The sequence below is a fragment of the Solibacillus sp. FSL W8-0474 genome, from assembly GCF_038004065.1.
Classification (GTDB): Bacteria; Bacillota; Bacilli; order Bacillales_A; family Planococcaceae; genus Solibacillus; species Solibacillus faecavium.
Window position 1 is genome coordinate 3893356 of record NZ_JBBOQJ010000001.1, and the last position, 24507, is coordinate 3917862.

Sequence of the window (24507 nt, forward strand, 5' to 3'; positions counted from 1 at the left end):
GAAATGTTATTAAATAATAACCGCTTTTTCTACAACTTCAACTAAACGGAAGCGTTTAGTAGCTGATAGCGGGCGAGTTTCCATGATACGTACGATATCACCGATATTCGCAGTGTTTAGCTCATCATGAGCCTTAAACTTTTTCGAGTATTTTACACGCTTGCCATAAAGCTTATGCTTTTTATGAGTTTCAACTAATACAGAAATTGTTTTATCCATTTTGTCTGAAACGACACGGCCCGTGTAAACTTTGCGTTGGTTACGCTCAGTCATACATAAAACCCTCCTTTATCAGTTATTTGCACTGATTTCTCTTTCACGAATCACAGTTTTCATACGTGCGATCGCTTTGCGAACTTCACGGATGCGAGCTGTGTTTTCTAATTGACCAGTCGCCAATTGGAAGCGAAGGTTGAAAAGCTCTTCTTTCAGTGATTTTACTTTTAATTCAATTTCATTAGTGGCAAGGTCACGGATTTCATTAGCTTTCATTAGATTCACCACCAGTTTCTTGACGTTTTACAATTTTACATTTCACAGGAAGCTTGTGTGATGCTAAACGAAGTGCTTCACGTGCGATCTCTTCAGATACACCAGCGATTTCGAACATTACTTTTCCTGGTTTTACTACTGCTACCCAACCTTCAGGAGAACCTTTACCAGAACCCATTCGGACTTCTAGAGGCTTTTTCGTGTAAGGCTTATGTGGGAAGATTTTGATCCAAACTTTACCGCCACGTTTCATGTAACGAGTCATTGCGATACGAGCAGATTCGATTTGACGGTTAGTAATCCAAGATGCAGTTGTAGCTTGTAAGCCAAACTCACCAAAAGATACTTCTTTACCGCCCTTCGCTTCTCCACGCATGTTACCACGGTGTTCACGACGATATTTTACGCGTTTAGGTAATAACATTTTTATTTGCCTCCTTCCACAGAGTTCTTTTTAGTAGGAAGGACTTCACCACGGTAGATCCAAACTTTTACGCCTAGTTTACCATAAGTAGTGTCTGCTTCAGCATGTGCATAATCAATGTCAGCACGTAATGTGTGAAGTGGAACAGTTCCTTCGCTATAGTGTTCAGCACGCGCGATGTCAGCGCCACCTAAACGACCAGATACTTGTGTTTTAATACCTTTTGCACCAGCGCGCATTGTGCGTTGGATTGATTGTTTTTGAGCACGACGGAATGATACGCGGTTCTCAAGTTGACGAGCGATGTTTTCAGCTACTAATTTAGCGTCAAGATCTGCACGTTTAATTTCAATAATGTTAATATGCACACGTTTACCAGTTAAATCAGTTAAATGTTTACGTAAGTTTTCAACTTCCGTACCACCTTTACCGATAACCATACCTGGCTTCGCAGTGTGAATAGTAATGTTTACGCGATTTGCAGCGCGTTCGATTTCTACTTTAGATACAGATGCATCTTTAAGTTTAGATTCGATATATTTACGTACTTTGATATCTTCGTGTAATAAGTTTGCATAATCTTTCTCAGCGAACCACTTAGATTCCCAGTCACGAATAATACCAACACGTAGTCCTATTGGATGTACTTTTTGACCCACGGATTAAACCCCCTTCTTCTCAGATACCACAATAGTAATGTGGCTAGTACGTTTGTTAATTGCCGATGCACGACCTTGGGCACGTGGACGGAAACGTTTTAATGTTGGACCTTCATCAACAAAGATTTCAGATACAACTAAGTTATTAATATCTAACTCGTAGTTGTGTTCAGCGTTAGCGACTGCAGATTTTAATACTTTCTCAACGACTGGAGACGCCGCTTTTGGAGTATGACGTAAAATTGCAACTGCTTCACCAATTTGCTTGCCTCGAATTAAGTCTACTACTAGACGAACTTTACGAGGAGCGATACGAACTGTACGAGCGATAGCTTTAGCTTGTGTCATTAGGATTTACCTCCTCTCAAAATTAGCGTCTTGTTTTCTTGTCATCTGCACCGTGACCTTTATAAGTACGTGTCGGTGCGAACTCACCAAGTTTGTGACCTACCATATCTTCTGTCACGTATACAGGAACGTGTTTACGTCCATCATATACAGCGATTGTTAAACCGATGAAGTTTGGGAAGATAGTAGAACGGCGAGACCAAGTTTTAATAACTTGTTTTTTCTCAGAAGCCTCTTGTGCTTCCACCTTTTTCATAAGGTGGTCATCAACAAAAGGTCCTTTCTTTAAGCTGCGACCCATTTAGGAACCTCCCTCCGTGATACGACCACGGCTCTCGAACTGAACCGTAGTATTACCACTTTATTTTTTACGTCCGCGAATAATAAATTTAGATGATTTATTTTTCTTTTTACGAGTTTTGAAACCAAGAGTTGGTTTGCCCCATGGTGTCATTGGTGATTTACGTCCGATTGGAGAACGTCCTTCACCACCACCGTGTGGGTGATCGTTAGGGTTCATTACAGAACCACGAACTGTTGGGCGTTTACCTAACCAACGAGAGCGACCTGCTTTACCGATGTTGATAAGTTCGTGTTGTTCGTTACCAACTTGACCGATTGTTGCACGGCAAGTAGCAAGAATTAAACGTACTTCACCAGATTGTAAGCGAACGATTACATACTTATCTTCACGACCTAATACTTGCGCAGAAGTACCAGCTGAACGTACTAATTGTCCACCTTTACCAGGTTTCATTTCGATGTTATGGATTGTTGTACCCATTGGAATGTTTGCTAATGGTAAAGCGTTACCTACTTTAATATCCGCTTCTGGACCTGAATAAATAGTGTGACCTACTTCAAGACCTTTCGGAGCTAAGATGTAACGTTTTTCACCGTCAGCATAGTTAATTAAAGCGATGTTCGCAGAACGGTTTGGATCGTACTCGATTGTAGCAACGCGTCCTGGAATGCCGTCTTTAAGACGTTTAAAATCGATAACACGGTATTGTTTCTTGTGACCGCCACCGTGATGACGAACAGTAATTTTACCCTGGTTGTTACGACCAGCTTTACGTTTAGTCGGTTCTAATAAAGACTTTTCAGGTTTATTAGTAGTGATTTCAGCAAAGTCAGATGATGTCATGTTACGACGTCCATTTGAGGTTGGCTTATACTTTTTAATCGCCATTTGTTTTCCCTCCTTCTTAAAGGTTACTTTATAAATTAGAAATTAGATTTCGAATAATTCGATTTCTTTTGAATCAGCAGTTAATTTAACAATCGCTTTACGACGTTTGTTAGTGTATCCACCGAATTTACCAACGCGTTTGAACTTACCTTTGTAGTTCATAACGTTTACTTTCTCAACTTTAACGCCGAAGATTTCTTCAACAGCATCTTTAACTTGAGTTTTGTTAGCGCGAGTGTCTACTTCGAAAGTATACTTTTTCTCTGCCATAATTTCTGAAGAACGCTCAGTAATGACCGGACGTTTTAAGATATCACGTGCTTCCATTATCCAAGCACCTCCTCAACTTTTTTTACAGCATCTTGAGTGAATACAACTTTATCATGACCTAATAAGTCTAATACGTTGATTCCTTCAGCTGTTAACACTGTAACACCAGGGATGTTACGAGCAGACAAAATTGCGTTTTCGTTAACTTCAGAAGTTACGAATAATGCTTTTTTGCTGATTTCTAATGCAGCTAATACTGCTTTGAAATCTTTTGTTTTTGGTGCATCAAATGATAATGCATCAAGTACTACTAAGTTTTGCTCTAATACTTTCGTAGATAAAGCAGACTTAATCGCTAAGCGACGAACTTTCTTAGGTAGCTTGTAAGCGTAACTACGTGGAGTAGGACCGAATACAACACCACCGCCACGCCATTGTGGAGAGCGGATCGAACCTTGACGAGCACGACCAGTTCCTTTTTGACGCCATGGTTTACGACCACCACCAGCAACTGCTGAACGGTTTTTAACTTTGTGATTACCTTGACGTAGAGATGCGCGTTGTGCAACAACTGCGTCGAATAATACAGCTTCGTTTGGTGTGATTCCGAAAATCGCATCGTTTAATTCGATTTCACCAACTGAAGCACCTGTTTGACTAAGTACTGAAACCTTTGTCATTCCTGTTTCCTCCTTTCTTGAGAAAATTATTTAGATTTAATAGCAGTCTTAACTGTTACTAATGCTTTTTTAGAACCAGGAACATTACCTTTAACAAGTAGTAAGTTGCGCTCTGCATCAACCTTAACGATTTCAAGGTTTTGAATAGTAACAACTGTGCCACCCATTTGACCAGGTAATTTCTTTTGTTTGAATACGCGGTTCGGAGCTACTGGACCCATTGAACCTGGACGACGGTGATAACGAGAACCGTGAGACATAGGGCCGCGAGATTGACCATGACGTTTAATAACACCTTGGAAACCTTTACCTTTTGTTACACCTGTTACATCGATTACATCGCCTTCAGCGAAAATTTCTACCTTGACTTCTTGACCAACTTCGTAAGCTGCAGCATCTAAGTTGCGGAACTCACGGATGAAGCGCTTAGGAGCAGTGTTTGCTTTAGCTACGTGTCCTTGCTCTGGTTTGTTAGAAAGCTTAATACGCTTGTCTTCAAAACCAAATTGGATCGCTTCGTAACCATCAGTTTCAACAGTTTTCTTTTGTAAAACTACGTTTGGAGCAGCTTCGATAACTGTTACTGGGATTAAATCGCCGTTTTCAGCAAAGACTTGAGTCATGCCAATTTTTCTACCTAAGATTCCTTTAGTCATTTGTCACACCTCCTGTAAATTTTGAGAAAAAGATTTTATATTGTGTTTTTACCATTAAAGTTTGATTTCGATATCAACGCCAGATGGTAAATCAAGCTTCATTAACGCATCAACAGTTTGTGGTGTCGGGTTAACGATGTCGATAAGACGTTTGTGTGTGCGCATTTCAAATTGCTCACGAGAATCTTTGTACTTATGAACCGCACGTAAGATCGTGTATACAGATCTTTCAGTTGGTAGTGGGATCGGACCCGATACTCCAGCACCTGAACGTTTCGCAGTTTCAACGATTTTCTCAGCAGATTGATCAAGGATACGGTGATCATACGCTTTTAAACGAATACGAATTTTTTGTTTTGCCATTACTTTCCCTCCTTCTCGCCTATTTTCTAGACATTCTCCACGAAAATTTCTCCTACACACCGCCATGGCAAAGCGGCCGGGTGTGTCGGCAACCTCTCGCTTCATCGCAGTCAAAGACCAACATTCAACATTATATACAATAAAAAAGAAGTTCGCAAGTGTTTTAGCAAATTTCTTTTAAATAATGTTTCGTTCTTTGTTTTTAATTAATTGCGTTCGCTCTTTTTGAGCCGTTTTCTAGTATATAAGAGTATTAACTTGAAAGCAACTATTAAGAGAAGAATCTATTTTAAATAAAATATTCTGAAAATACAACTGTTGTGTTTAATTAAAAAAAAGCCACTTTCATTTAAGTGAAAGTGGCTACTTACTATAGGAAGAAAACAACTGCAATCCATCCAAAAATGATTTGCGGTATATTATAGAAGATAAATGTCGGTACACACGTATCCCAAATGTGATTGTGTTGACCATCCACATTTAACCCTGCTGTCGGTCCTAGCGTTGAATCGGAAGCTGGTGAACCAGCGTCTCCTAATACCCCTGCCGTTCCAATTAGACAAATAATCGCTAGTTCACTTAGACCTAGTTCCATTGCAATCGGAACAAATATTGCTGCGATGATCGGTATAGTTGCAAATGAAGAACCAATTCCCATTGTGACGATTAAACCGACAATGAGCATTATTAATACAGCAACACTTATATTTCCATTAAAAATAGTCATTGCTCCAGCAACAAGCGATTCTACATCGCCTGTAGCATTAATAACCGCTGAAAACCCATTTGCTGAAATCATTACAAAACCGACAAATGCCATCATGCGCATACCATCCGAAAGAACTTCGTCAGCTTCTTTCACTTTTAGTGCACCTGTTATATATAAAACCATAATGCCGACAAGCGAACCAATGATCATTGAATCAGTCATAACTTGCACTACTATAGAAGTAATTAGTGCAACTACAGCAAATAGTATGTGTAATCTATTTACTTCTTTCTCTAAACTACTCGTTACTTCCATTTCTAAGTCATCATATTGACGTGGTTTACGGAAAGCGAAAAATGCACCGATAAGACCTACTACCATTCCTAATGCCACGATAACCATTGCCTTTGGAACATCACTTAAAGCAATTTCAAGACCAGCTAAACCAAGTTGTTCCACGATTATACCTTGATAAAGTAAGCCGAAGCCTGCTGGAATAAACATATAAGGCATAATTAATCCAAATGTTAAAATAGATGCGATTAAGCGGCGGTCAATTTGCAGCATATTCATTATTTTAATCAGTGGCGGAACGATTAATGGTATGAAAGCAATATGCACTGGTATAAGGTTTTGTGACATGATCGCCATTGCCAGTAATACTAAGAAAATTAATGCTTTGGCAGCACCTTGCTTTTTTGAGTCGCCCTCACGTTGTACTACTTTTAGAATTGCCTTTACTAGCACTTCTGGTATGCCTGTACGGGATATTGCCAATGCGAAGCCTCCAAGTAGTGCATAGCTCAACGCTATATTTGCACCGCCTCCTAGCCCCCCTACAAAAGCTTCTATTGTATCAGTTAAATTTAATCCTCCAACAAGACCACCAATGACAGCCCCTACTGTTAGAGATAAAACGACATTTATACGCAGTAGGCTTAAAATAAGCATAACCCCAACCGCTATTAAAACAGCATTCATGTTATACACTTCACTTTCGTCTGCTAAATTACTAATGTGTTAAAGTTACAAGAAATCTACTATCGAGTCAATATTTCAGGACAAAATAAAACCGTCAATTAAGGAAAAATTGACGGTTTGGAGTATTATAAAGCTTGTTTAATTATTTTTTTGTAATAACTGATCGTTAATGTTGCAAACACAATATACATTGCAATATATAAAGTCATTGTAATCAGAAGTGGGGTTGTCATTTCTGTACCGAATAAAAACCATCCCGATTTAACCGCAAAATAGCTGTGCAGTAAACCAATAAGCAATGGAACGCCAAAATTAAATAGCTGCTTCATCATAATGCCTCTTAATAATTCATCCTGTGTGAAACCAATTTTACGGAGAATTCTATATGATTCAGCCTCTTCATCTGCCTCAGACATTTGTTTAAAGTAAAGAATACTACCTGTTGCAAATAAAAAAGCCAAGCCTAAAAATGCTGTTGTAAAAATTGTTGTACCGTAAAGGTTTAAATTATATTCAACCGTTGACTGCTGTGAACTTAATTTATTCACTGTATTGCCTTCATGAGATTCAAATAATACATTCGCACCTGTCTGTTTATAAAGCTTTTCCACCAGCTTATATGTTTCCTCATCGGCATCAGTTAAATTAATCGATGTTTGCTCTTGTGTTGCGTAACCAATTGCGGAGTCGCTATTTAATTGTTGAAGCTGATTAAAAACACTGTCTTCAACTACAACGATAAATCCCCCTGCCGTAACCCGCCAAGCTAGTACAGCCGTATCATTCACTTCTTTGATACGTAGCGGGAATTCACTTTCCTGATGTAAAAGAGTTAAATCAATCGGTGCTTCAATAGGCATTATATTTGCCTGAAAGCCGCTAAAGCCTGTAATGATAGCCTCTCCTTCGTTGAGCTGTACCTCACGATTAAGTTGATGATAGTCCGAAAGCGGAAGTATCATGACATCTGCTAATGTATTACCTTGAAACATACCTATTACATCATCTGAAAATACTGTAGCCAAATCAAATTGTGCACTCGTTAATCTAAACGTTTTTTGTTCAAATGCTATTCCTTCCTGCTCAAGTGCCTGAATCAATGGCTCCCCGCGCCCATCTACAGCTATATAATCAGCCGGCACTTCATCTTCTGCAGTATTACTAGCTGAATAGTAGCTTATATACGAAAGTGTTGTAATCGCAAGGGACACCGCTGTTAATACTGTAATAAGCGTTAAGGATTTAGCATTACCTTTCATTCGATGCATAATGGGTGTAAGTGCCAGTACATCCGTTAAATTTAAATGTCCCTTTTTTGTAAGACGGAATAAATTCAACAAAAATGCTACTGAAAAACGAAACACTAGATATGTGCCGCCAATTGTAGTCGCTAAAATAACAACCATGCTTACAAATAAATTTGTCGTTTGCCCTGTAAACAATACAGTACTTCTATAATATCCATAAATTATTAAGCCGAGGCCAATCGCCCCCATCATCATCGGGAATAAACTAAAACGTTTTACACGCTCATCTGCTTGTTTAGAAGCATTAAATAAGGAAAGTAAACTTGTTTTACGAACCATAAACGCCATTTGAATTAAAATAATAACTAATAAAATTCCAAATACCATTAAAGTATTTACGACCGCTACTTTACTAAAAGTCATTGTCACTACTGCATCAAATTGCAAAAGCTTCAACAAAATCATTGCAAACAATCGTGAGCTCAGTAACCCTAATACCATTCCGATACTTACTGCTCCGATAAATAGTAATATATTTTCAAAGGCAATTAAGCGTGTTACAAGTCCTTTTGTCATACCGATAAGCTGGTACAGACCAATTTCTTTGCTCCGGCGCTTAATGAATAAGTGATTGGCATAAAGCACAAAGAATAACACAATAAAATACAGCATATACGATGCAGCTTCAAAACCTGATGATGCTGTACCACTCGCTTTTGTCGCTGCTATGATGGATTCATTGTATTGTAATGTTACAAAAGAGAAAAACAGTGTCACACTAAAAATTAGTGCAAAAAAGTATAAATAATAGTGACGCATGTTTTTTTGCATGCTTTTAAAAACGAGCTGACTAAGCTTCACCTTGCTCACCGCCTAAAACACTTTGCGTATTTAAAATTTGCTGGAAAAATTCTGTGCGGGATTTATCACCCTTGTACAACTCCGTATAAATTTGACCATCTTTTAAAAACAGTACACGTGAACAGAAACTTGCAGCGACTGCATCATGTGTAACCATCATAATCGTTGCGTTTTTCGCTTCATTAATTTTCGATAAATTATCGAGCAGTGCAGTAGCCGTCTTTGAATCAAGTGCTCCTGTTGGCTCATCGGCAAATACTAACGAAGGATTAGATATTAGTGCACGTGCAGCAGATGTACGCTGTTTCTGACCACCTGAAATTTCATTCGGATACTTCGATAAAATATCCGAGATACCCAAAATGGATACGAGATCCTGCAACCGTTTTTCTGCAGCCGCTTTTGGAATAGAGCTAAGCGATAGCGGTAATAGAATATTTTCCTTTACTGTCAATGTGTCGAGTAAGTTATAGTCCTGGAATATAAAACCGAGCTCATCGCGTCGGAATTTTGCTAGTGTACGTTCTTTCATCCCTTGTAACTTTTGTCCGTTAATCTCCACAAATCCATCTGTCGCTTGATCTATTGAACAAAGTACATTTAATAACGTTGTTTTCCCTGAGCCTGAAGGACCCATAATCCCAACAAATTCACCTTTTTCTACTTCTAAATCAATCCCCTTTAATACTTCCTGTGCAAGCGAACGCTTACCATATGTTTTTCGAACTTTACGTGCGATTAGAATACTCATTGTCCCCATCCTTTCTTGTTATGTTCATTTTACAAGTTCTGCCCTATTTAATCGTTTGATTTACATGACAAAAACGCTCGGTAAATGACAAGTTCGTCACATTCCAAGCGTTTTATGATAACTATTCGATTTTGGGAAAGTAATTTTTACGGAAGTCCCGATATTTTCGGTTGATTCAATTGTGAGAAGAACATGCAGTGAGTCGGCTGCCTGCTTAGCTAAATACAAGCCCATTCCCGTTGCCGCACTTGTTTCCCGACCAATAGTTCCGGTATAGGATTTACGAAAAACACGAGGTAAATCTTCACTTTTTATTCCTATTCCATCATCTTGGATTTCCAATATAACTTGTTCATCTTTCATATGTGCTAGTGCCCTGATTTCTCCTCCGACGTCACTATACTTTACAGCATTAGATAAAATTTGCCGTACGATAAATCCAAGCCACTTTGCATCAGATTGAACTGTTATCTTTTCAATATCAAGCTCTATAGCTATTTGTTTTTCAAAGCACCAGCTGCGAAGTGCTTTTATTTCTTGTATAATAACACTTTTAACATCAACTTTTTCGATTCGATTGTCGAGTTCGATTGTCATCAGACGGGTTGCGTGGAGTTGTTGATCTAATAATAAGTAAAGACGTAGCCACTCATTTTCAATACGTTCCTTTAATTCGCTATCCTCAATCTTTTCCATTAATAATTGCATAGCGGTTAAAGGGGATTTCATTTCATGCACCCATGCTAAAAACTCATCCTGTCGTTCAAGTACTAACAGCTTTTGCTCTTGCACTTGAGCACTCTTTCTTGCTAGTTGTTCTTCATGCTCTTCATGAATAACTGCCATATAATTACCTTTGCGTTTTGCATAGGGCTTCATCGTTTGTCTATCTTTCATAAAACGCCAGGTAAAATAACCAATAACGAGTGCAAACCATACAATGTTTACATAAAAAAAGGAAACACCTTCAAATCCTTTATCGATAAATATAATTAAATTTATAATTAGCTGAAGTACAGTAACAAACAGGATGGTCGATAAATATTGTCTTAGAAACAGTGAAATCATGCATCCACCGCCATGTAGCCCAAGCCCTTTTTAGTAATAATGCCATCTAAAAGACCAATATCCTCTAAACGTTGCCTTAAACGGTTTACATTTACAGTTAAAGTATTATCATTTACGAATCGTTCATCATCCCACAATTTACGCATTAGTTCATCCCGGGAAACGATCTGTCCTCTAGCCTTTACCAGCACCTTTAAAATAAACAATTCATTTTTCGTCAACTCAACACGTTCACCCATATAATGAACCATCGCCCGATCATAATGAATTTCAGCACCATTCCATTTCTCAACATCACTCTGAATTGTTTCCTGGTAGTTATAAGCCCGACGTAATAGTGCTTGTACTTTTGCAATTAAAACTTCTGTATGAAATGGTTTTTGAACAAAGTCATCAGCACCCATTTGCATAGCCATAACCATATCCATTGGATGGTCACGTGAAGAAAGAAACAAAATAGGTACATTTGATACTGCCCGAATTTCGCGACACCAATGAAAGCCATCAAATGCCGGAAGTTGAATATCAATAATAACAAGCTGTGGCTCCTCTTTTTTAAAAGTCACCATTATTTGCTGAAAGTCTTCCGGACCGATTACATCTATATTCCACTGGGCAAAACGCTCACAAATTACATCAAAAATTGAAACATCGTCTTCAATGAGTAGCACCTTCATCCAATTCACTCCTTTTACCTACTACTATTATACAAAAACTAATACGCCACTACTTCTAAACTTTGCTATAATCAATTCAATTACACCAGAAGAGGTGAAACTATGGATATACGCCAAATTGAATACTTTGTGGAAGTAGCAAAACATTTAAGTTTTACTAAAGCAGCTACTACATTGCATGTATCGCAGCCATCTATTAGTAAAGCAATTCAAAACTTTGAAGCTGAACTTGGTGTGCCGTTATTTTACCGTTCATCAAAACAGCTTGAACTAACGGATGCCGGTCAAGCGGTACTCATTAATTCAATGCAAGTACTCGAATCCTTTCAAAACTTGCGCTCAGAACTAACCGATTTAATGCAACTAAAAAAGGGGCAAATTCGGATCGGCATTCCACCAATTGTCGGCGCTGAATTTTTCTCCAGATTAATTAGCTATTACAAAGAGCTTTATCCATACATTGAAATTTTATTAACAGAAGTAGGTACAAAGCGGATCCGTCAGGAAATTGAATCAGGCGAGTTGGATATTGGTTTAGTATGTAGTGTGACATCGTCGAATGAAAATTTGGAGACAATCCGGTTTTTAAAAGATCCACTACTTTTAATCGTACATGAAAGTAATCCACTTGCTCAAAAGCAAAAAGTACAATTAAAAGACTTAGCTAAAGAGAGTTTTATTATATATAGGAAAGATTTTATTTTATATGATCGGATTATTGAAGAATGTTCAAAAAATGGTTTTTTTCCAATGATTGCCTGTGAAACGACCCAAAAAGACTTTTTTATAGAAATGGTTCAGGCAAAGCTTGGCATTGCTTTACTACCAGAAAAGCTAGCAGAAAAGATTCCGTACAAATCCATCAAGTGCATACCTTTTCAAGAGGAAGCAATTCATCTAGAACTCGGTATAACATGGAAGAAAAACAAATACCTACCTTTTTCAGTACGTGAATTTATCAAACTCGCACATGAATATGTTTTACAATAAAACGGTTGCCTAGAAAAGTTCAAAATCTAGGCAACCGTTTTATAGTTTATTGGCATAATCATTTAACTGGGTAGACATCTCTTGAATTTCCTTCACAAAATCTGAAACTTGATGGATCGACTCTGTCTGTGAAGCACCAATACTGGAAATCTGAGCAATTGATTGGGCAATTTTTTGTGTTGCTTCGTTAATTTGCGTCATTGTTTCTCTAATTTTTTGGGTAGATTCAATCGTCTCTTTGGAAAACTTACGGATTTCAGTTGCAACAACTTCAAAGCCTTTTCCTTTTTCGCCTGCACGGGCAGCTTCGATGGCGGCATTCAATCCAAGCAAATTTGTATGATCAGCCATCCGCTTCAATAATATTAGAATTTCTGAAGTCTGCCGTACATTTTCTTCGGCTTGCTTAGATTGTACCAGTAACTCATTTGCTGATTCTGTCAGTTTAGAAGAACCATCCGCAATCATACTAATTTGATTGTTTGCCTGTGTTAAAGAACCGGTCATCGTGTTTGAGATTTCTATTAACTCAGTCTGTTTACGTACTTGTACTGCAATCCCGCCAATTACTTTTCCTGTTAGGTCATGCAAAGGCGTAGCTGTACCTATAAATTCAAACCCATAGAAATCAGAAGGTACTATAGCCTCTAAACGGCGATTTTTCCTTAATGCAACCAATAATGGTTCTTCTATATTTAACTGTTGACCGACTTTTATTTTTAAATTTATATTTTTACCTGGAAAATACGCAACGAACTTTTCCAAATTGCATACGGCAATTGATAAATCTGTTGGAATGGCTTTATTCATAACCTCTATCGTTGAAATAAACGTCTCCAATGATTCAATTTTATTTAACATCTCAAATCTCTTCTTTCATTATCTATATCATGACTATTATACCACTTATTGTCTTTTAAACGTGTAAATTTCTACTAACCTTTACCTAATAAACAAAAAAATACTGCTATCTCGTTAAAAATAGCAGTAACTCAGAAAATATTATGCGTTTACTTTTTGTTTTGCTTTTGCTTCAATTCGTTTTTTGTGCAAAATCGGCTCAGTATAACCGTTTGGCTGTTCGTAACCTTTAAACACTAAATCACTTGCTGCCTGGAAAGCTACAGATTCCTCATAGTTTGCTGACATTGACGTACATGATGGATCATCTGCATTTTGCTCATCTACCACTTTTGCCATGCGTTTTAAAGTTTCTTCCACTTGTTCTTTTGTGCAAATGCCGTGGTGTAACCAGTTTGCAATATGCTGACTTGAAATACGTAAAGTTGCACGGTCTTCCATTAAGCCAATATTATTAATATCCGGCACTTTTGAGCAACCAACACCATTCTCCACCCAACGTACCACATACCCTAAAATTCCTTGAGCATTGTTATCTAGCTCTTGCTGAATTTCTTCCGCTGTCCAGTCCGTATTTGCAGCAACCGGAATTTCTAAAATGGCATCTTGTAATTCTTCTGAAGTTGAAATACCTTTTTGAACATCCTTTACACTTACTTCATGATAATGTGTTGCATGTAAGGTAGCTGCTGTAGGAGATGGTACCCAGGCTGTATTCGCACCTGCTTTTGGATGATTAATCTTTTGCTCAATCATTTCCGCCATTAGATCCGGCATTGCCCACATTCCTTTACCTATTTGCGCACGACCTTGTAATCCCGTATTTAAACCAACTACAACATTTGATTTTTCATAAGAAGTTAACCAAGTAGATGTTTTCATTTCACCTTTGCGAATCATTGGTCCCGCTTCCATCGATGTATGAATTTCATCACCTGTACGATCTAGGAAACCTGTGTTAATGAATACAATACGATTTTTTACTTCACGAATACATGCTTTTAAGTTAAGAGACGTACGGCGTTCTTCATCCATTACACCAATTTTTAAAGTATAGCGTGACAACCCGATTAAATCCTCTATCCGATCAAATAATTTATTAGCGAAAGCGACTTCCTTAGACCCATGCATTTTTGGTTTTACAATATAAATAGAGCCTTTTTGTGAGTTTTTATATTGTCCATTTCCGATTACTTCATGCTTTGCAATTAAGCTCGTCAAAACCCCATCCATAATTCCCTCAGGTACTTCGCCACCATCTTTATCGAGAATAGCCGGATTCGTCATTAAGTGACCCACGTTCCGAATAAACATTAATGAACGTCCATTTAAAGTAACTGTATCACCATTTAAACCTGTATATTCACGGTCTGGATTTAAAGTACGCGTCACTGTCTTTGTACCTTTTTCAAATGTTGCCGATAAATCACCTTTCATTAAACCTAACCAATTTGAATATACTTCAACTTTATCTTCTGCATCTACTGCTGCAACAGAATCTTCACAGTCCATAATCGTTGTAATGGCAGACTCTAGGAAAATATCCTTTACACCAGCGGCATCATCTTTTCCTATTGGATGGTTACGGTCGATTTGAATTTCTATGTGTAAATCATTATTCTTAAGTAAAATTGCAGTTGGTTCTTCAGCTGTACCTTGGTAGCCAACTAATTTTTCCTGATTTGCTAATGTTGTTTTTTCGCCGTTATTTAACGTTACTTGTAATGTGCCTTTTACAATTGCATAATGAGTTGCTTCTTTATGTGAAGCACCATCTAATAACGGAACAGCCTGATTTAAGAAATTTTTTGCATACTCAATAACTTTGTTCCCGCGAATCGGATTATAGCCTTTCCCTGCAGTTGCACCATCTTCATCACTGATAACATTAGTCCCATATAATGCATCATAGAAACTTCCCCAACGTGCATTCGCAGCATTAATGGCATAACGTGCATTACTTACCGGTACTACTAATTGCGGACCCGCTTGGAAAGCAATTTCTTCGTCTACATTTTCTGTCTCTACACGGAAGTCCTCAACCTTTGGCTCAACATAACCGATTTGCTCTAAGAAAGCTTTATAACTATCAAATTCGAAATTCCCCTTGTTTTCTTTATGCCACTGATTAATTTTATCCTGCAATTGATCACGATGTGCAAGTAACGCTTTATTTTCAGGTGCCAGCTCGTGAATTAATTGATCGAAACCGTCCCAAAATGCTTGTTGCTCAACGCCACTGTCTGGTAGTACCTGTTCATTAATAAACTGAAGCAATACATCTGCTACTTGTAAATTCCCCACCTGTACATAATTTGTCATAAATATATCCCCCTTCATATTTAAAAATAAAATAAGAATCCCCTGTTCTTGTTTTCATTATAATAGAAAGAGTGGGTATAAATGAAATACATAATTCGAATAAACATTATGCTTTTAAGTTATAAGGCAAATAAAAAAACACCTTGCAAGCGTCCCTGCAAGGTGTTTAAACAATTAGCAATTAGCTAAAATTATTTTTGGATAGAAGCTACTACGCCAGCGCCTACAGTACGGCCACCCTCACGGATAGAGAACTTAGTACCTTCTTCTAAAGCGATTGGAGCGATTAACTCTACAGTCATTTCGATGTTATCACCAGGCATAACCATTTCTACGCCTTCAGGTAACATACAAATACCAGTTACGTCAGTTGTACGGAAGTAGAACTGAGGACGGTAGTTAGAGAAGAATGGAGTATGACGTCCACCCTCTTCTTTTGATAAAACATAAACTTCAGCTTTGAAGTTTGTGTGTGGAGTAATTGAACCTGGTTTAGCTAATACTTGACCACGTTGGATATCTTCACGAGCAATACCACGTAATAAAGCACCGATGTTGTCACCAGCTTCAGCATAATCTAATAATTTACGGAACATTTCTACACCAGTTACAGTTGTAGTTTTAGCTTCTTCATCGATACCGATAACTTCTACAACGTCACCAACTTTAACTTGTCCACGCTCAACACGACCAGTTGCAACTGTACCACGACCAGTAATAGAGAATACGTCCTCTACTGGCATCATGAATGGTTTGTCAGTTTGACGTTCTGGAGTTGGGATGTACTCATCAACAGCGTTCATTAATTCAACGATTTTTTCTTCCCACTCTGGCTCTCCTTCAAGAGCTTTAAGAGCAGAACCTTTGATTACTGGAAGATCGTCGCCTGGGAAGTCGTACTCAGATAATAAGTCACGGATTTCCATTTCAACTAATTCTAATAATTCTTCGTCGTCTACCATATCACATTTGTTCATGAATACTACTAAGTAAGGAACACCTACTTGTTTAGAAAGTAAGATGTGCTCACGAGTTTGTGGCATTGGACCATCAGCAGCAGATACTACTAAGATACCGCCGTCCATTTGTGCAGCACCAGTGATCATGTTTTTAACATAGTCAGCGTGTCCTGGGCAGTCAACGTGTGCATAGTGACGAGTTTCAGTTTCATACTCAACGTGTGAAGTATTGATTGTGATACCGCGCTCTTTTTCTTCTGGAGCGTTATCGATGTCAGCGTAAGATTTAGCTACTCCACCCATTTTTTTAGAAAGAACTGTTGCGATAGCAGCAGTTAATGTAGTTTTACCATGGTCAACGTGTCCGATAGTACCAACGTTAGCATGCGTTTTTGAACGGTCAAATTTTTCTTTAGCCATTAGAAAATGCCTCCTCAGAGATATGTTTTATTTTTTAAAATTTATTCTAAGATTGCTGACTATCAACGGGCCCCATCTCTAGTCAGTCAATCATAGCTTACAAATTATTTATACTTGATGCAAGGTGAAATTTCAATTATTCACCTTTATTTTTTTTAACGATTTCTTCTGCAATTGATTTTGGTACTTCTTCATAGTGATCGAACACCATTGAGAATACACCGCGACCTTGAGTTGCAGAACGTAAAGTTGTAGCATATCCGAACATTTCAGATAGTGGTACCATAGCACGTACTACTTGAGAGTTACCACGAGCTTCCATACCCTCAACGCGTCCGCGACGAGCAGTAATGTTACCCATAATATCACCAAGGTACTCTTCTGGAATTACAACTTCTACTTTCATCATTGGCTCAAGGATAACTGGGTTACATTTTTTAGCTGCTTCTTTTAGTGCCATAGATGCAGCAATTTTGAACGCCATTTCACTTGAGTCAACATCATGGTAAGAACCGAATACTAATTTCGCTTTAATGTCGATTAATGGGTATCCAGCAACTACACCGCGGTCAAGAGAGTCACGTAGACCCGCTTCTACTGCAGGGATGTATTCACGAGGTACAACACCACCAACGATAGCGTTTTCGAATTCGAAACCTTTACCCTCTTCATTTGGAGAGAACTCGATCGTTACGTCACCGTATTGACCGCGACCACCAGATTGACGAGAAAATTTACCTTGAACTTTAGCTTCGCTACGGAATGTCTCACGGTAAGATACCATTGGAGCACCCACGTTAGCTTCAACTTTAAATTCACGTTTCATACGGTCAACTAAGATATCAAGGTGAAGCTCACCCATACCAGAGATGATTGTTTGACCTGTTTCAGTGTCAGTATGAGCACGGAAAGTTGGATCTTCTTCTTGTAATTTTTGTAAAGCTTGTCCCATTTTATCTTGGTCAGCTTTAGATTTTGGTTCTACAGAAAGAGAGATAACTGGTTCTGGGAAATCCATTGATTCTAAGATAACAAGATTTTTCTCGTCACATAGAGTATCACCTGTTGTAGTATCTTTAAGACCTACAGCTGCAGCGATATCACCAGCAAATACTTTTCCAATCTCTTCACGAGAGTTAGCGTGCATTTGTAGGATACGTCCTACACGTTCACGTTTACCTTTAGAAGAGTTTTGTACGTAAGAACCTGCATCCAATGTACCTGAGTACACACGGAAGAATGTTAACTTACCTACGAATGGGTCAGTCATTACTTTGAATGCAAGAGCTGAGAATGGCTCTTCATCAGAAGAATGGCGGATGATTTCTTCTTCGCCGTCAACATCAGTACCTTTAATAGCAGGAACATCAGTTGGAGCTGGTAAGTAATCAACAGCAGCATCTAACATTTTACGAACACCTTTGTGTTTGAATGCTGTACCACAAAGTACAGGGTAGAATTCTACCGCGATTGTAGCTTTACGGATAGCCGCTTTTAATTCTTCATTAGAAATTTCTTCGCCTTCTAAGTATTTTTCCATAAGCTCTTCATCAACACTTGCAACAGCGTCGATTAACTTCTCACGGTACTCTTCGGCTTGTGCTTTATGAGATTCTGGAATCTCTCCAACAGTTACTGCAGTACCTTCTTCGTTACCGTAGAACGTAGCGTTCATTTCGATTAAGTCGATGATAGCTGAGAACTCATCTTCAGCACCGATTGGTAATTGGATTGGGTGAGCGTTCGCTTGTAAACGATCGTGTAAAGTTCCTACAGAATATAAGAAGTCTGCACCCATTTTATCCATTTTGTTGATGAATACGATACGAGGAACCCCGTACGTAGTAGCTTGACGCCATACTGTTTCAGTTTGAGGCTCAACACCTGATTGAGCATCTAATACTGTTACAGCACCATCTAGTACACGTAAAGAACGTTCTACTTCTACAGTGAAGTCTACGTGTCCAGGAGTATCGATGATGTTAATGCGGTGACCGTTCCATTGAGCTGTTGTTGCAGCAGAAGTGATCGTGATACCACGCTCTTGTTCTTGCTCCATCCAGTCCATTTGAGATCCGCCGTCATGAGTTTCACCGATTTTATGAATCTTACCAGTGTAATAAAGGATACGCTCAGTTGTTGTTGTTTTACCAGCATCAATGTGAGCCATGATCCCAATATTACGTGTATTCTCTAGAGAGAATTCGCGTTTCATAGGAAATTTCTCCTTCCATATTGGGTTAGCTGTATAAGTGGGTAAAAAACCTAAGCCCTAGCAAGCTAGAGCATAGATCAAATTACCAACGGTAGTGAGCGAATGCTTTGTTCGCTTCTGCCATTTTGTGCATATCTTCACGTTTCTTAACTGAAGCACCTGTGTTGTTAGATGCATCTAAGATTTCGTTAGCTAAACGCTCTTCCATCGTTTTTTCTCCACGAAGACGAGCGTAGTTTACTAAATAACGTAAACCTAAAGTTGTACGACGTTCTGGACGAACTTCTACTGGTACTTGGTAGTTAGAACCACCAACACGACGAGCACGTACTTCAAGTACAGGCATTACGTTGTTTAAAGCAGCTTCAAATACTTCTAAAGCATTTTGACCCGAACGCTCTTGAACTAATTCAAAAGCTCCGTATAAAATCTTTTGAGAAGTACCTCTTTTACCATCAATCATCATTTTGTTGATTAAACGAGTTACTAGTTTTGAATTATAAATTGGATCTGGTAACACGTCACGTTTGGAAACAGGACCTTTACGAGGCATGTGTTTTCCTCCTTTCAAATCGTTGTCTATTTAAACTTAAATTATTTTTTTTCTTTTGGACGTTTAGTACCGTATTTAGAACGAGATTGTAAACGACCGTTAACACCAGCTGTATCAAGTGCTCCACGAACGATGTGGTAACGTACTCCAGCTAAGTCTTTTACGCGTCCGCCACGGATAAGAACTACACTGTGTTCTTGTAAGTTGTGACCTTCACCTGGGATATACGCAGTAACCTCAAGTTGGTTAGTTAAGCGTACACGAGCATATTTACGTAAAGCCGAGTTCGGTTTACGTGGTGTCATTGTACCAACACGAGTACAAACTCCGCGTTTTTGAGGAGACTTAACGTCAGTTAAAGATTTTTTAAATGAGTTATATCCTTTGTTTAACGCTGGAGATTTTGATTTCGTGTTTTTAGATTGACGAGGCTTACGTACTAATTGGTTAATTGTAGGCATCGATTTGTCCTCCCTTCATTTTTTCCTTGTTTCAATACCACACATCCAGGTGGTTCATTTTTTGGGTAAAAACAAAGTCTTTGTGTATTTTACACAAAAACTACATCGCAGTAATCGCAACAACTGCAGCTCCAACATGAATGCCGCAAGCTTTACCAAGTTCTTTTCTAGAATCGACATAATAAACTGGTACACCGATTTCTTTCGCGAGAAGAATGGCCGGATCGGTAACCCACTTGTCTGCATCGATTGCGACAAAAAGAGCTGATACTTGTCCAGCATACATTGCTTTCACTGCTTGCTTTATACCTATGATTGTTTTACTGGCCTGTTTTACTTGATCGTAAGACATTTACATATCCTCCTAAGTACAGACAGTTAACTATCAACCTTCAATATATTATCATTCCAAAGTTATACTGTCAACCAATTTCTTATGAAAGAATATTGATTATTGTTAATTCCGGAATATTTATTAGAAAAACCCCGGCAGAGAATGACCTCTACCGGAATTTCAATTGTTGATAGACTGTTTATTCAGCTGTTACAACTTCAGCTGAACCTTCTTGATCCATGCGAATTTGACGGTAACGTTGCATACCAGTACCAGCCGGAACTAGTTTACCGATAATTACGTTTTCCTTCAGACCTAGAAGCTCATCACGTTTACCTTTAATTGCAGCATCCGTTAACACACGAGTTGTTTCTTGGAATGATGCAGCAGATAAGAATGATTCTGTTTCAAGAGAAGCTTTAGTAATACCTAAAATGACTGGACGGCAAGTTGCTGGTGTTTTTCCGTTAAGTACGGCATCAACATTCGCCTCAGAGAATTGGTGAATATCAAGCAGTGAACCTGGTAATAACTCTGTGTCACCTGCTTCGATTACACGCACTTTACGAAGCATTTGGCGAACCATTACTTCGATGTGCTTATCACCGATTTCTACCCCTTGCATACGGTATACTTTTTGTACTTCTTTTAATAGATATTCTTGAACTGTCGATACGTCTTTAACTTTTAGTAATTGTTTAGGATCGATCGAACCTTCTGATAAAGTTTGACCTGCAATAATTGTATCGCCTTCAGCTACCTTTAGGCGTGCATTATAAGGTGCTTGGTATTTACGTGTTTCCACGTCACCTTGGATCGTAATTTCTTTTAGACCTTCACGGATTTCTTCGATTTCGATAACTGTACCAGTAATTTCAGAAATCACTGCCTGCCCTTTCGGATTACGAGCTTCGAAAATCTCTTGGATACGTGGAAGACCTTGTGTAATATCGTTACCTGCTACCCCACCTGTATGGAATGTACGCATTGTTAACTGTGTACCTGGTTCACCGATAGATTGAGCTGCGATAATACCTACCGCTTCACCAACTTCTACCTCTTCACCAGTAGCCAAGTTCATACCGTAACATTTTTTACATACGCCATGTTTTGTATTACATGTGAATGCTGAACGGATTGTAACTTCTTCGATATTTGCATCTTCAATTGCACGAGCAACATCTTGTGTTACTAAACCATCACGTTCTACGATAACCGCTCCTGTTTCTGGGTGGCGAACTGTTTTCTTCACGTAACGACCAACAATACGTTCGTCTAACGCTTCGATCATTTCATTGCCTTCCATTAATGAACCGATTAATAAACCGCGATCAGTACCACAGTCGTCTTCACGAACAATAACATCTTGTGCTACGTCTACTAAACGACGAGTTAAGTAACCTGAATCGGCAGTTTTTAGTGCTGTATCGGCAAGACCTTTACGCGCACCATGTGTAGAGATGAAGTATTCCAATACTGTTAAACCTTCACGGAATGAAGACTTGATTGGTAACTCGATAATTCGACCAGCCGGGTTGGCCATCAGACCACGCATACCTGCTAACTGAGTAAAGTTAGATGCGTTACCACGGGCACCAGAGTCGGACATCATGAAGATTGGGTTTGTTTTTTGTAAAGATTTCATCAGCTTACCTTGAATTTCATCTTTGGCAGCTGTCCATACGTTAATAACACGGTTATAACGCTCTTCCTCTGTGATTAAACCACGGCGGAATTGGATCATTACTTTATCTACTTTACTTTGTGCTTCCTCTAAAATACCGCCTTTATCTGGTAATACAACGATATCAGATACACCTACAGTAATACCTGCACGAGTAGAATATTTGAAACCTAAGTTTTTCATGCGGTCAAGCATCTTAGAAGTTTCTGTAATGTGGAATTCTTTAAATACTTCAGCAATGACATTACCTAAGAATTTTTTACGGAATGGATCTACTACAGGCATATTTGTGAAATGCTTCGCTAAAATAGCGCGGCGTTGTGCTTCGATTTTTTCTGCTTCAGATAAATCAGCATAGCCTTCTGTTGCTTCGATCTCTTTCAGTAACTCTTCGTCAATTGTTAAGTTTACGAAGTATTTCTCAGGTGTTTTTTGCTCTAAGTTAACTGATGTTGGCTCATTAATATAAGGGAATGAGCTTGGTAAAATTTCATTGAAGATCACTTTACCTACAGTAGTTAATAAGAACATTTTATTTTGTTCTTCTGTAAATGTTGGATTATTTAATGAGCTCGCTTTAATCGCAATACGAGAGTGTAAATGTACGTGACCATTTTGGTAGGCAATTAACACTTCGTTTGAATCATAAAATACAGAGCCTTCACCACGAGCACCTTCACGCTCAAGTGTTAAGTAATAGTTACCTAATACCATATCTTGAGATGGTGTTACTACTGGTTTCCCGTCTTTCGGGTTAAGGATGTTTTGAGCTGCTAACATAAGTAAACGAGCTTCTGCTTGTGCTTCAGCTGATAGTGGAACGTGCACGGCCATTTGGTCACCATCGAAGTCAGCGTTGTAAGCTGTACATACTAATGGGTGAAGACGGATTGCACGACCTTCTACTAATGTTGGTTCGAATGCTTGGATACCAAGACGGTGAAGCGTTGGTGCACGGTTAAGTAATACCGGATGCTCACGGATAACGTCTTCTAAAACGTCCCAAACTTCATTGTGTAAACGCTCAATTTTACGTTTTGCTGATTTAATGTTGTGAGCTAAACCACGCTCAACTAGTTCTTTCATTACGAAAGGCTTGAATAATTCAATTGCCATTTCTTTTGGAAGACCACATTGATACATTTTTAGATTTGGACCTACTACGATAACCGAACGACCAGAATAGTCTACACGTTTACCAAGTAAGTTTTGACGGAAACGACCTTGTTTCCCTTTCAGCATGTGTGAAAGTGATTTTAAAGGACGGTTACCAGGACCTGTTACTGGACGACCACGACGACCATTATCGATTAATGCGTCAACCGCTTCTTGTAACATACGTTTTTCGTTTTGAACAATAATGCTTGGTGCACCAAGGTCAAGTAAACGTTTTAAACGGTTGTTACGGTTAATAACCCGACGGTAAAGATCATTTAAGTCAGAAGTGGCAAAACGACCACCATCTAATTGCACCATTGGACGAAGCTCCGGTGGAATTACTGGTAGTACATCTAAAATCATCCACTCCGGTTTGTTGCCAGAGTTACGGAATGACTCTACTACTTCAAGACGTTTAATCGCACGTGTACGGCGTTGGCCTTGTGCAGATTTCAGCTCTTCTTTTAAAACTTGTGTTTCATCTTCTAAATCAATTTTCTCTAAAAGACGTTTAATAGCTTCAGCACCCATTGCCGCTTCGAACTCGTTACCATACTTTTCACGGTATGCACGATATTCTTTTTCGGAAAGTAAGTCTTTGTATCCTAGAGACGTTTGACCTGTCTCGATTACTACATAAGAAGCGAAGTAAATTACTTCTTCCAACGCACGTGGAGACATGTCTAAAATAAGACCCATTCGGCTTGGAATACCTTTGAAGTACCAAATATGTGATACTGGTGCAGCCAGCTCAATGTGACCTTGACGCTCACGACGAACTTTTGCACGTGTAACTTCTACTCCACAACGGTCACAAACGACACCTTTGTAACGTACACGCTTATATTTACCACAGTGACATTCCCAGTCTTTTGTTGGTCCAAAAATACGTTCGCAGAATAGACCATCTTTTTCTGGTTTTAATGTACGGTAGTTAATTGTTTCTGGTTTTTTTACTTCTCCATATGACCAAGAACGGATCTTGTCAGGTGAAGCTAAACCAATTTTCATATATTCAAATTCATTAACATCGATCAAGGAGCCTACCTCCCTTTAGTTATAAGTCGTAAATGACTTTTAATGTAGCTCTACACTTACAAAATTTCATATTAGGCCATAATGAAACTTGCATCTAAAACATAAGAAAAATCGGGCAGGGCATATACCTGCCC

General features: G+C 38.7%; 25 protein-coding genes. 1 reads left to right on the forward strand and 24 read right to left on the reverse strand.

What is annotated here, in order from left to right; translation table 11 throughout:
* Nucleotides 1-9: 9 nt before the first annotated feature.
* The 16 genes from rpsQ to NYE67_RS19825 form a co-directional block, all read right to left on the reverse strand.
* Nucleotides 10-273, reverse strand: coding sequence for a 30S ribosomal protein S17 (rpsQ, locus tag NYE67_RS19750; RefSeq protein ID WP_008406957.1), 264 nt, complete (start codon nt 271-273; stop codon nt 10-12).
* Nucleotides 274-291: 18 nt separating this feature from the next.
* Nucleotides 292-492: a 50S ribosomal protein L29 gene (gene rpmC, locus NYE67_RS19755; RefSeq protein WP_008406958.1), complete on the reverse strand. Its 201-nt coding sequence runs from the start codon at nt 490-492 to the stop codon at nt 292-294.
* A complete protein-coding gene (gene rplP, locus NYE67_RS19760) occupies nt 482-916 on the reverse strand; it encodes a 50S ribosomal protein L16 (protein WP_191704084.1) in 435 nt (144 codons plus the stop codon). The genes rpmC and rplP overlap by 11 nt, the downstream gene beginning before the upstream one ends.
* A gap of 2 nt (nt 917-918) precedes the next feature.
* Entirely contained in the window at nt 919-1575 is a 657-nt protein-coding gene (gene rpsC, locus NYE67_RS19765; protein ID WP_340726485.1) for a 30S ribosomal protein S3, read from the reverse strand.
* A gap of 3 nt (nt 1576-1578) precedes the next feature.
* Nucleotides 1579-1923, reverse strand: coding sequence for a 50S ribosomal protein L22 (gene rplV, locus NYE67_RS19770; protein ID WP_191701159.1), 345 nt, complete (start codon nt 1921-1923; stop codon nt 1579-1581).
* A gap of 22 nt (nt 1924-1945) precedes the next feature.
* A complete protein-coding gene (gene rpsS / locus NYE67_RS19775; RefSeq protein WP_004233637.1) occupies nt 1946-2224 on the reverse strand; it encodes a 30S ribosomal protein S19 in 279 nt (92 codons plus the stop codon).
* A 60-nt stretch (nt 2225-2284) separates the two neighbouring features.
* Nucleotides 2285-3115, reverse strand: coding sequence for a 50S ribosomal protein L2 (gene rplB, locus NYE67_RS19780; protein WP_191701158.1), 831 nt, complete (start codon nt 3113-3115; stop codon nt 2285-2287).
* Between the two features lie 42 nt (nt 3116-3157).
* On the reverse strand, nt 3158-3442 hold the full coding sequence (gene rplW / locus NYE67_RS19785; RefSeq protein WP_008406966.1) for a 50S ribosomal protein L23: 285 nt from the start codon (nt 3440-3442) through the stop codon (nt 3158-3160).
* Nucleotides 3442-4065 carry a 50S ribosomal protein L4 gene (gene rplD, locus NYE67_RS19790; RefSeq protein WP_191701157.1) on the reverse strand — a complete coding sequence of 208 codons (624 nt, stop codon included), beginning with the start codon at nt 4063-4065 and terminating at the stop codon, nt 3442-3444. The genes rplW and rplD overlap by 1 nt, the downstream gene beginning before the upstream one ends.
* Nucleotides 4066-4091: 26 nt before the next feature.
* Nucleotides 4092-4721, reverse strand: a complete 630-nt coding sequence (rplC, locus tag NYE67_RS19795) for a 50S ribosomal protein L3 (protein ID WP_191701156.1) — start codon at nt 4719-4721, stop codon at nt 4092-4094.
* A gap of 54 nt (nt 4722-4775) precedes the next feature.
* Nucleotides 4776-5084: a 30S ribosomal protein S10 gene (rpsJ, locus tag NYE67_RS19800; protein WP_008406970.1), complete on the reverse strand. Its 309-nt coding sequence runs from the start codon at nt 5082-5084 to the stop codon at nt 4776-4778.
* A 370-nt stretch (nt 5085-5454) separates the two neighbouring features.
* A complete protein-coding gene (locus NYE67_RS19805; RefSeq protein WP_340726486.1) occupies nt 5455-6774 on the reverse strand; it encodes a Na+/H+ antiporter family protein in 1320 nt (439 codons plus the stop codon).
* 125 nt (nt 6775-6899) lie between these two features.
* Nucleotides 6900-8852 carry an ABC transporter permease gene (locus tag NYE67_RS19810; RefSeq protein ID WP_340730840.1) on the reverse strand — a complete coding sequence of 651 codons (1953 nt, stop codon included), beginning with the start codon at nt 8850-8852 and terminating at the stop codon, nt 6900-6902.
* Between the two features lie 19 nt (nt 8853-8871).
* Complete coding sequence (locus NYE67_RS19815; RefSeq protein ID WP_340730841.1) at nt 8872-9633, reverse strand: ABC transporter ATP-binding protein; 762 nt, start codon at nt 9631-9633, stop codon at nt 8872-8874.
* A 96-nt stretch (nt 9634-9729) separates the two neighbouring features.
* Entirely contained in the window at nt 9730-10701 is a 972-nt protein-coding gene (locus NYE67_RS19820; protein ID WP_340730842.1) for a sensor histidine kinase, read from the reverse strand.
* Nucleotides 10698-11378, reverse strand: a complete 681-nt coding sequence (locus tag NYE67_RS19825) for a response regulator transcription factor (RefSeq protein WP_340730843.1) — start codon at nt 11376-11378, stop codon at nt 10698-10700. Before NYE67_RS19825 ends, NYE67_RS19820 begins: the two co-directional genes overlap by 4 nt.
* A 102-nt stretch (nt 11379-11480) precedes the next feature.
* On the opposite strand from NYE67_RS19825, the gene NYE67_RS19830 reads away from it, so the two are divergent.
* Nucleotides 11481-12368 (forward strand): LysR family transcriptional regulator, encoded by an 888-nt coding sequence (locus NYE67_RS19830; RefSeq protein WP_340726491.1) that lies wholly within the window; start codon nt 11481-11483, stop codon nt 12366-12368.
* A 39-nt stretch (nt 12369-12407) separates the two neighbouring features.
* Here NYE67_RS19830 and NYE67_RS19835 read toward each other — a convergent pair whose 3' ends face one another.
* The 8 genes from NYE67_RS19835 to rpoC form a co-directional block, all read right to left on the reverse strand.
* Entirely contained in the window at nt 12408-13229 is an 822-nt protein-coding gene (locus NYE67_RS19835; protein ID WP_340726492.1) for a methyl-accepting chemotaxis protein, read from the reverse strand.
* A 141-nt stretch (nt 13230-13370) separates the two neighbouring features.
* Nucleotides 13371-15551: a malate synthase G gene (locus NYE67_RS19840; RefSeq protein ID WP_340726493.1), complete on the reverse strand. Its 2181-nt coding sequence runs from the start codon at nt 15549-15551 to the stop codon at nt 13371-13373.
* A 191-nt stretch (nt 15552-15742) separates the two neighbouring features.
* On the reverse strand, nt 15743-16930 hold the full coding sequence (gene tuf / locus NYE67_RS19845; RefSeq protein ID WP_191701148.1) for an elongation factor Tu: 1188 nt from the start codon (nt 16928-16930) through the stop codon (nt 15743-15745).
* A gap of 136 nt (nt 16931-17066) precedes the next feature.
* The gene (gene fusA, locus NYE67_RS19850; protein ID WP_191701147.1) at nt 17067-19145 is read right to left on the reverse strand and encodes an elongation factor G; all 2079 of its coding nucleotides are present in this window, start codon (nt 19143-19145) and stop codon (nt 17067-17069) included.
* 82 nt (nt 19146-19227) lie between these two features.
* Nucleotides 19228-19698, reverse strand: coding sequence for a 30S ribosomal protein S7 (gene rpsG, locus NYE67_RS19855; protein WP_191701146.1), 471 nt, complete (start codon nt 19696-19698; stop codon nt 19228-19230).
* Nucleotides 19699-19739: 41 nt separating this feature from the next.
* Entirely contained in the window at nt 19740-20159 is a 420-nt protein-coding gene (gene rpsL / locus NYE67_RS19860; RefSeq protein ID WP_191701145.1) for a 30S ribosomal protein S12, read from the reverse strand.
* Between the two features lie 100 nt (nt 20160-20259).
* Nucleotides 20260-20511: a ribosomal L7Ae/L30e/S12e/Gadd45 family protein gene (locus tag NYE67_RS19865; protein WP_191701144.1), complete on the reverse strand. Its 252-nt coding sequence runs from the start codon at nt 20509-20511 to the stop codon at nt 20260-20262.
* A gap of 181 nt (nt 20512-20692) precedes the next feature.
* On the reverse strand, nt 20693-24373 hold the full coding sequence (gene rpoC, locus NYE67_RS19870) for a DNA-directed RNA polymerase subunit beta' (protein WP_191701143.1): 3681 nt from the start codon (nt 24371-24373) through the stop codon (nt 20693-20695).
* Between the last annotated feature and the right edge of the window lie 134 nt (nt 24374-24507).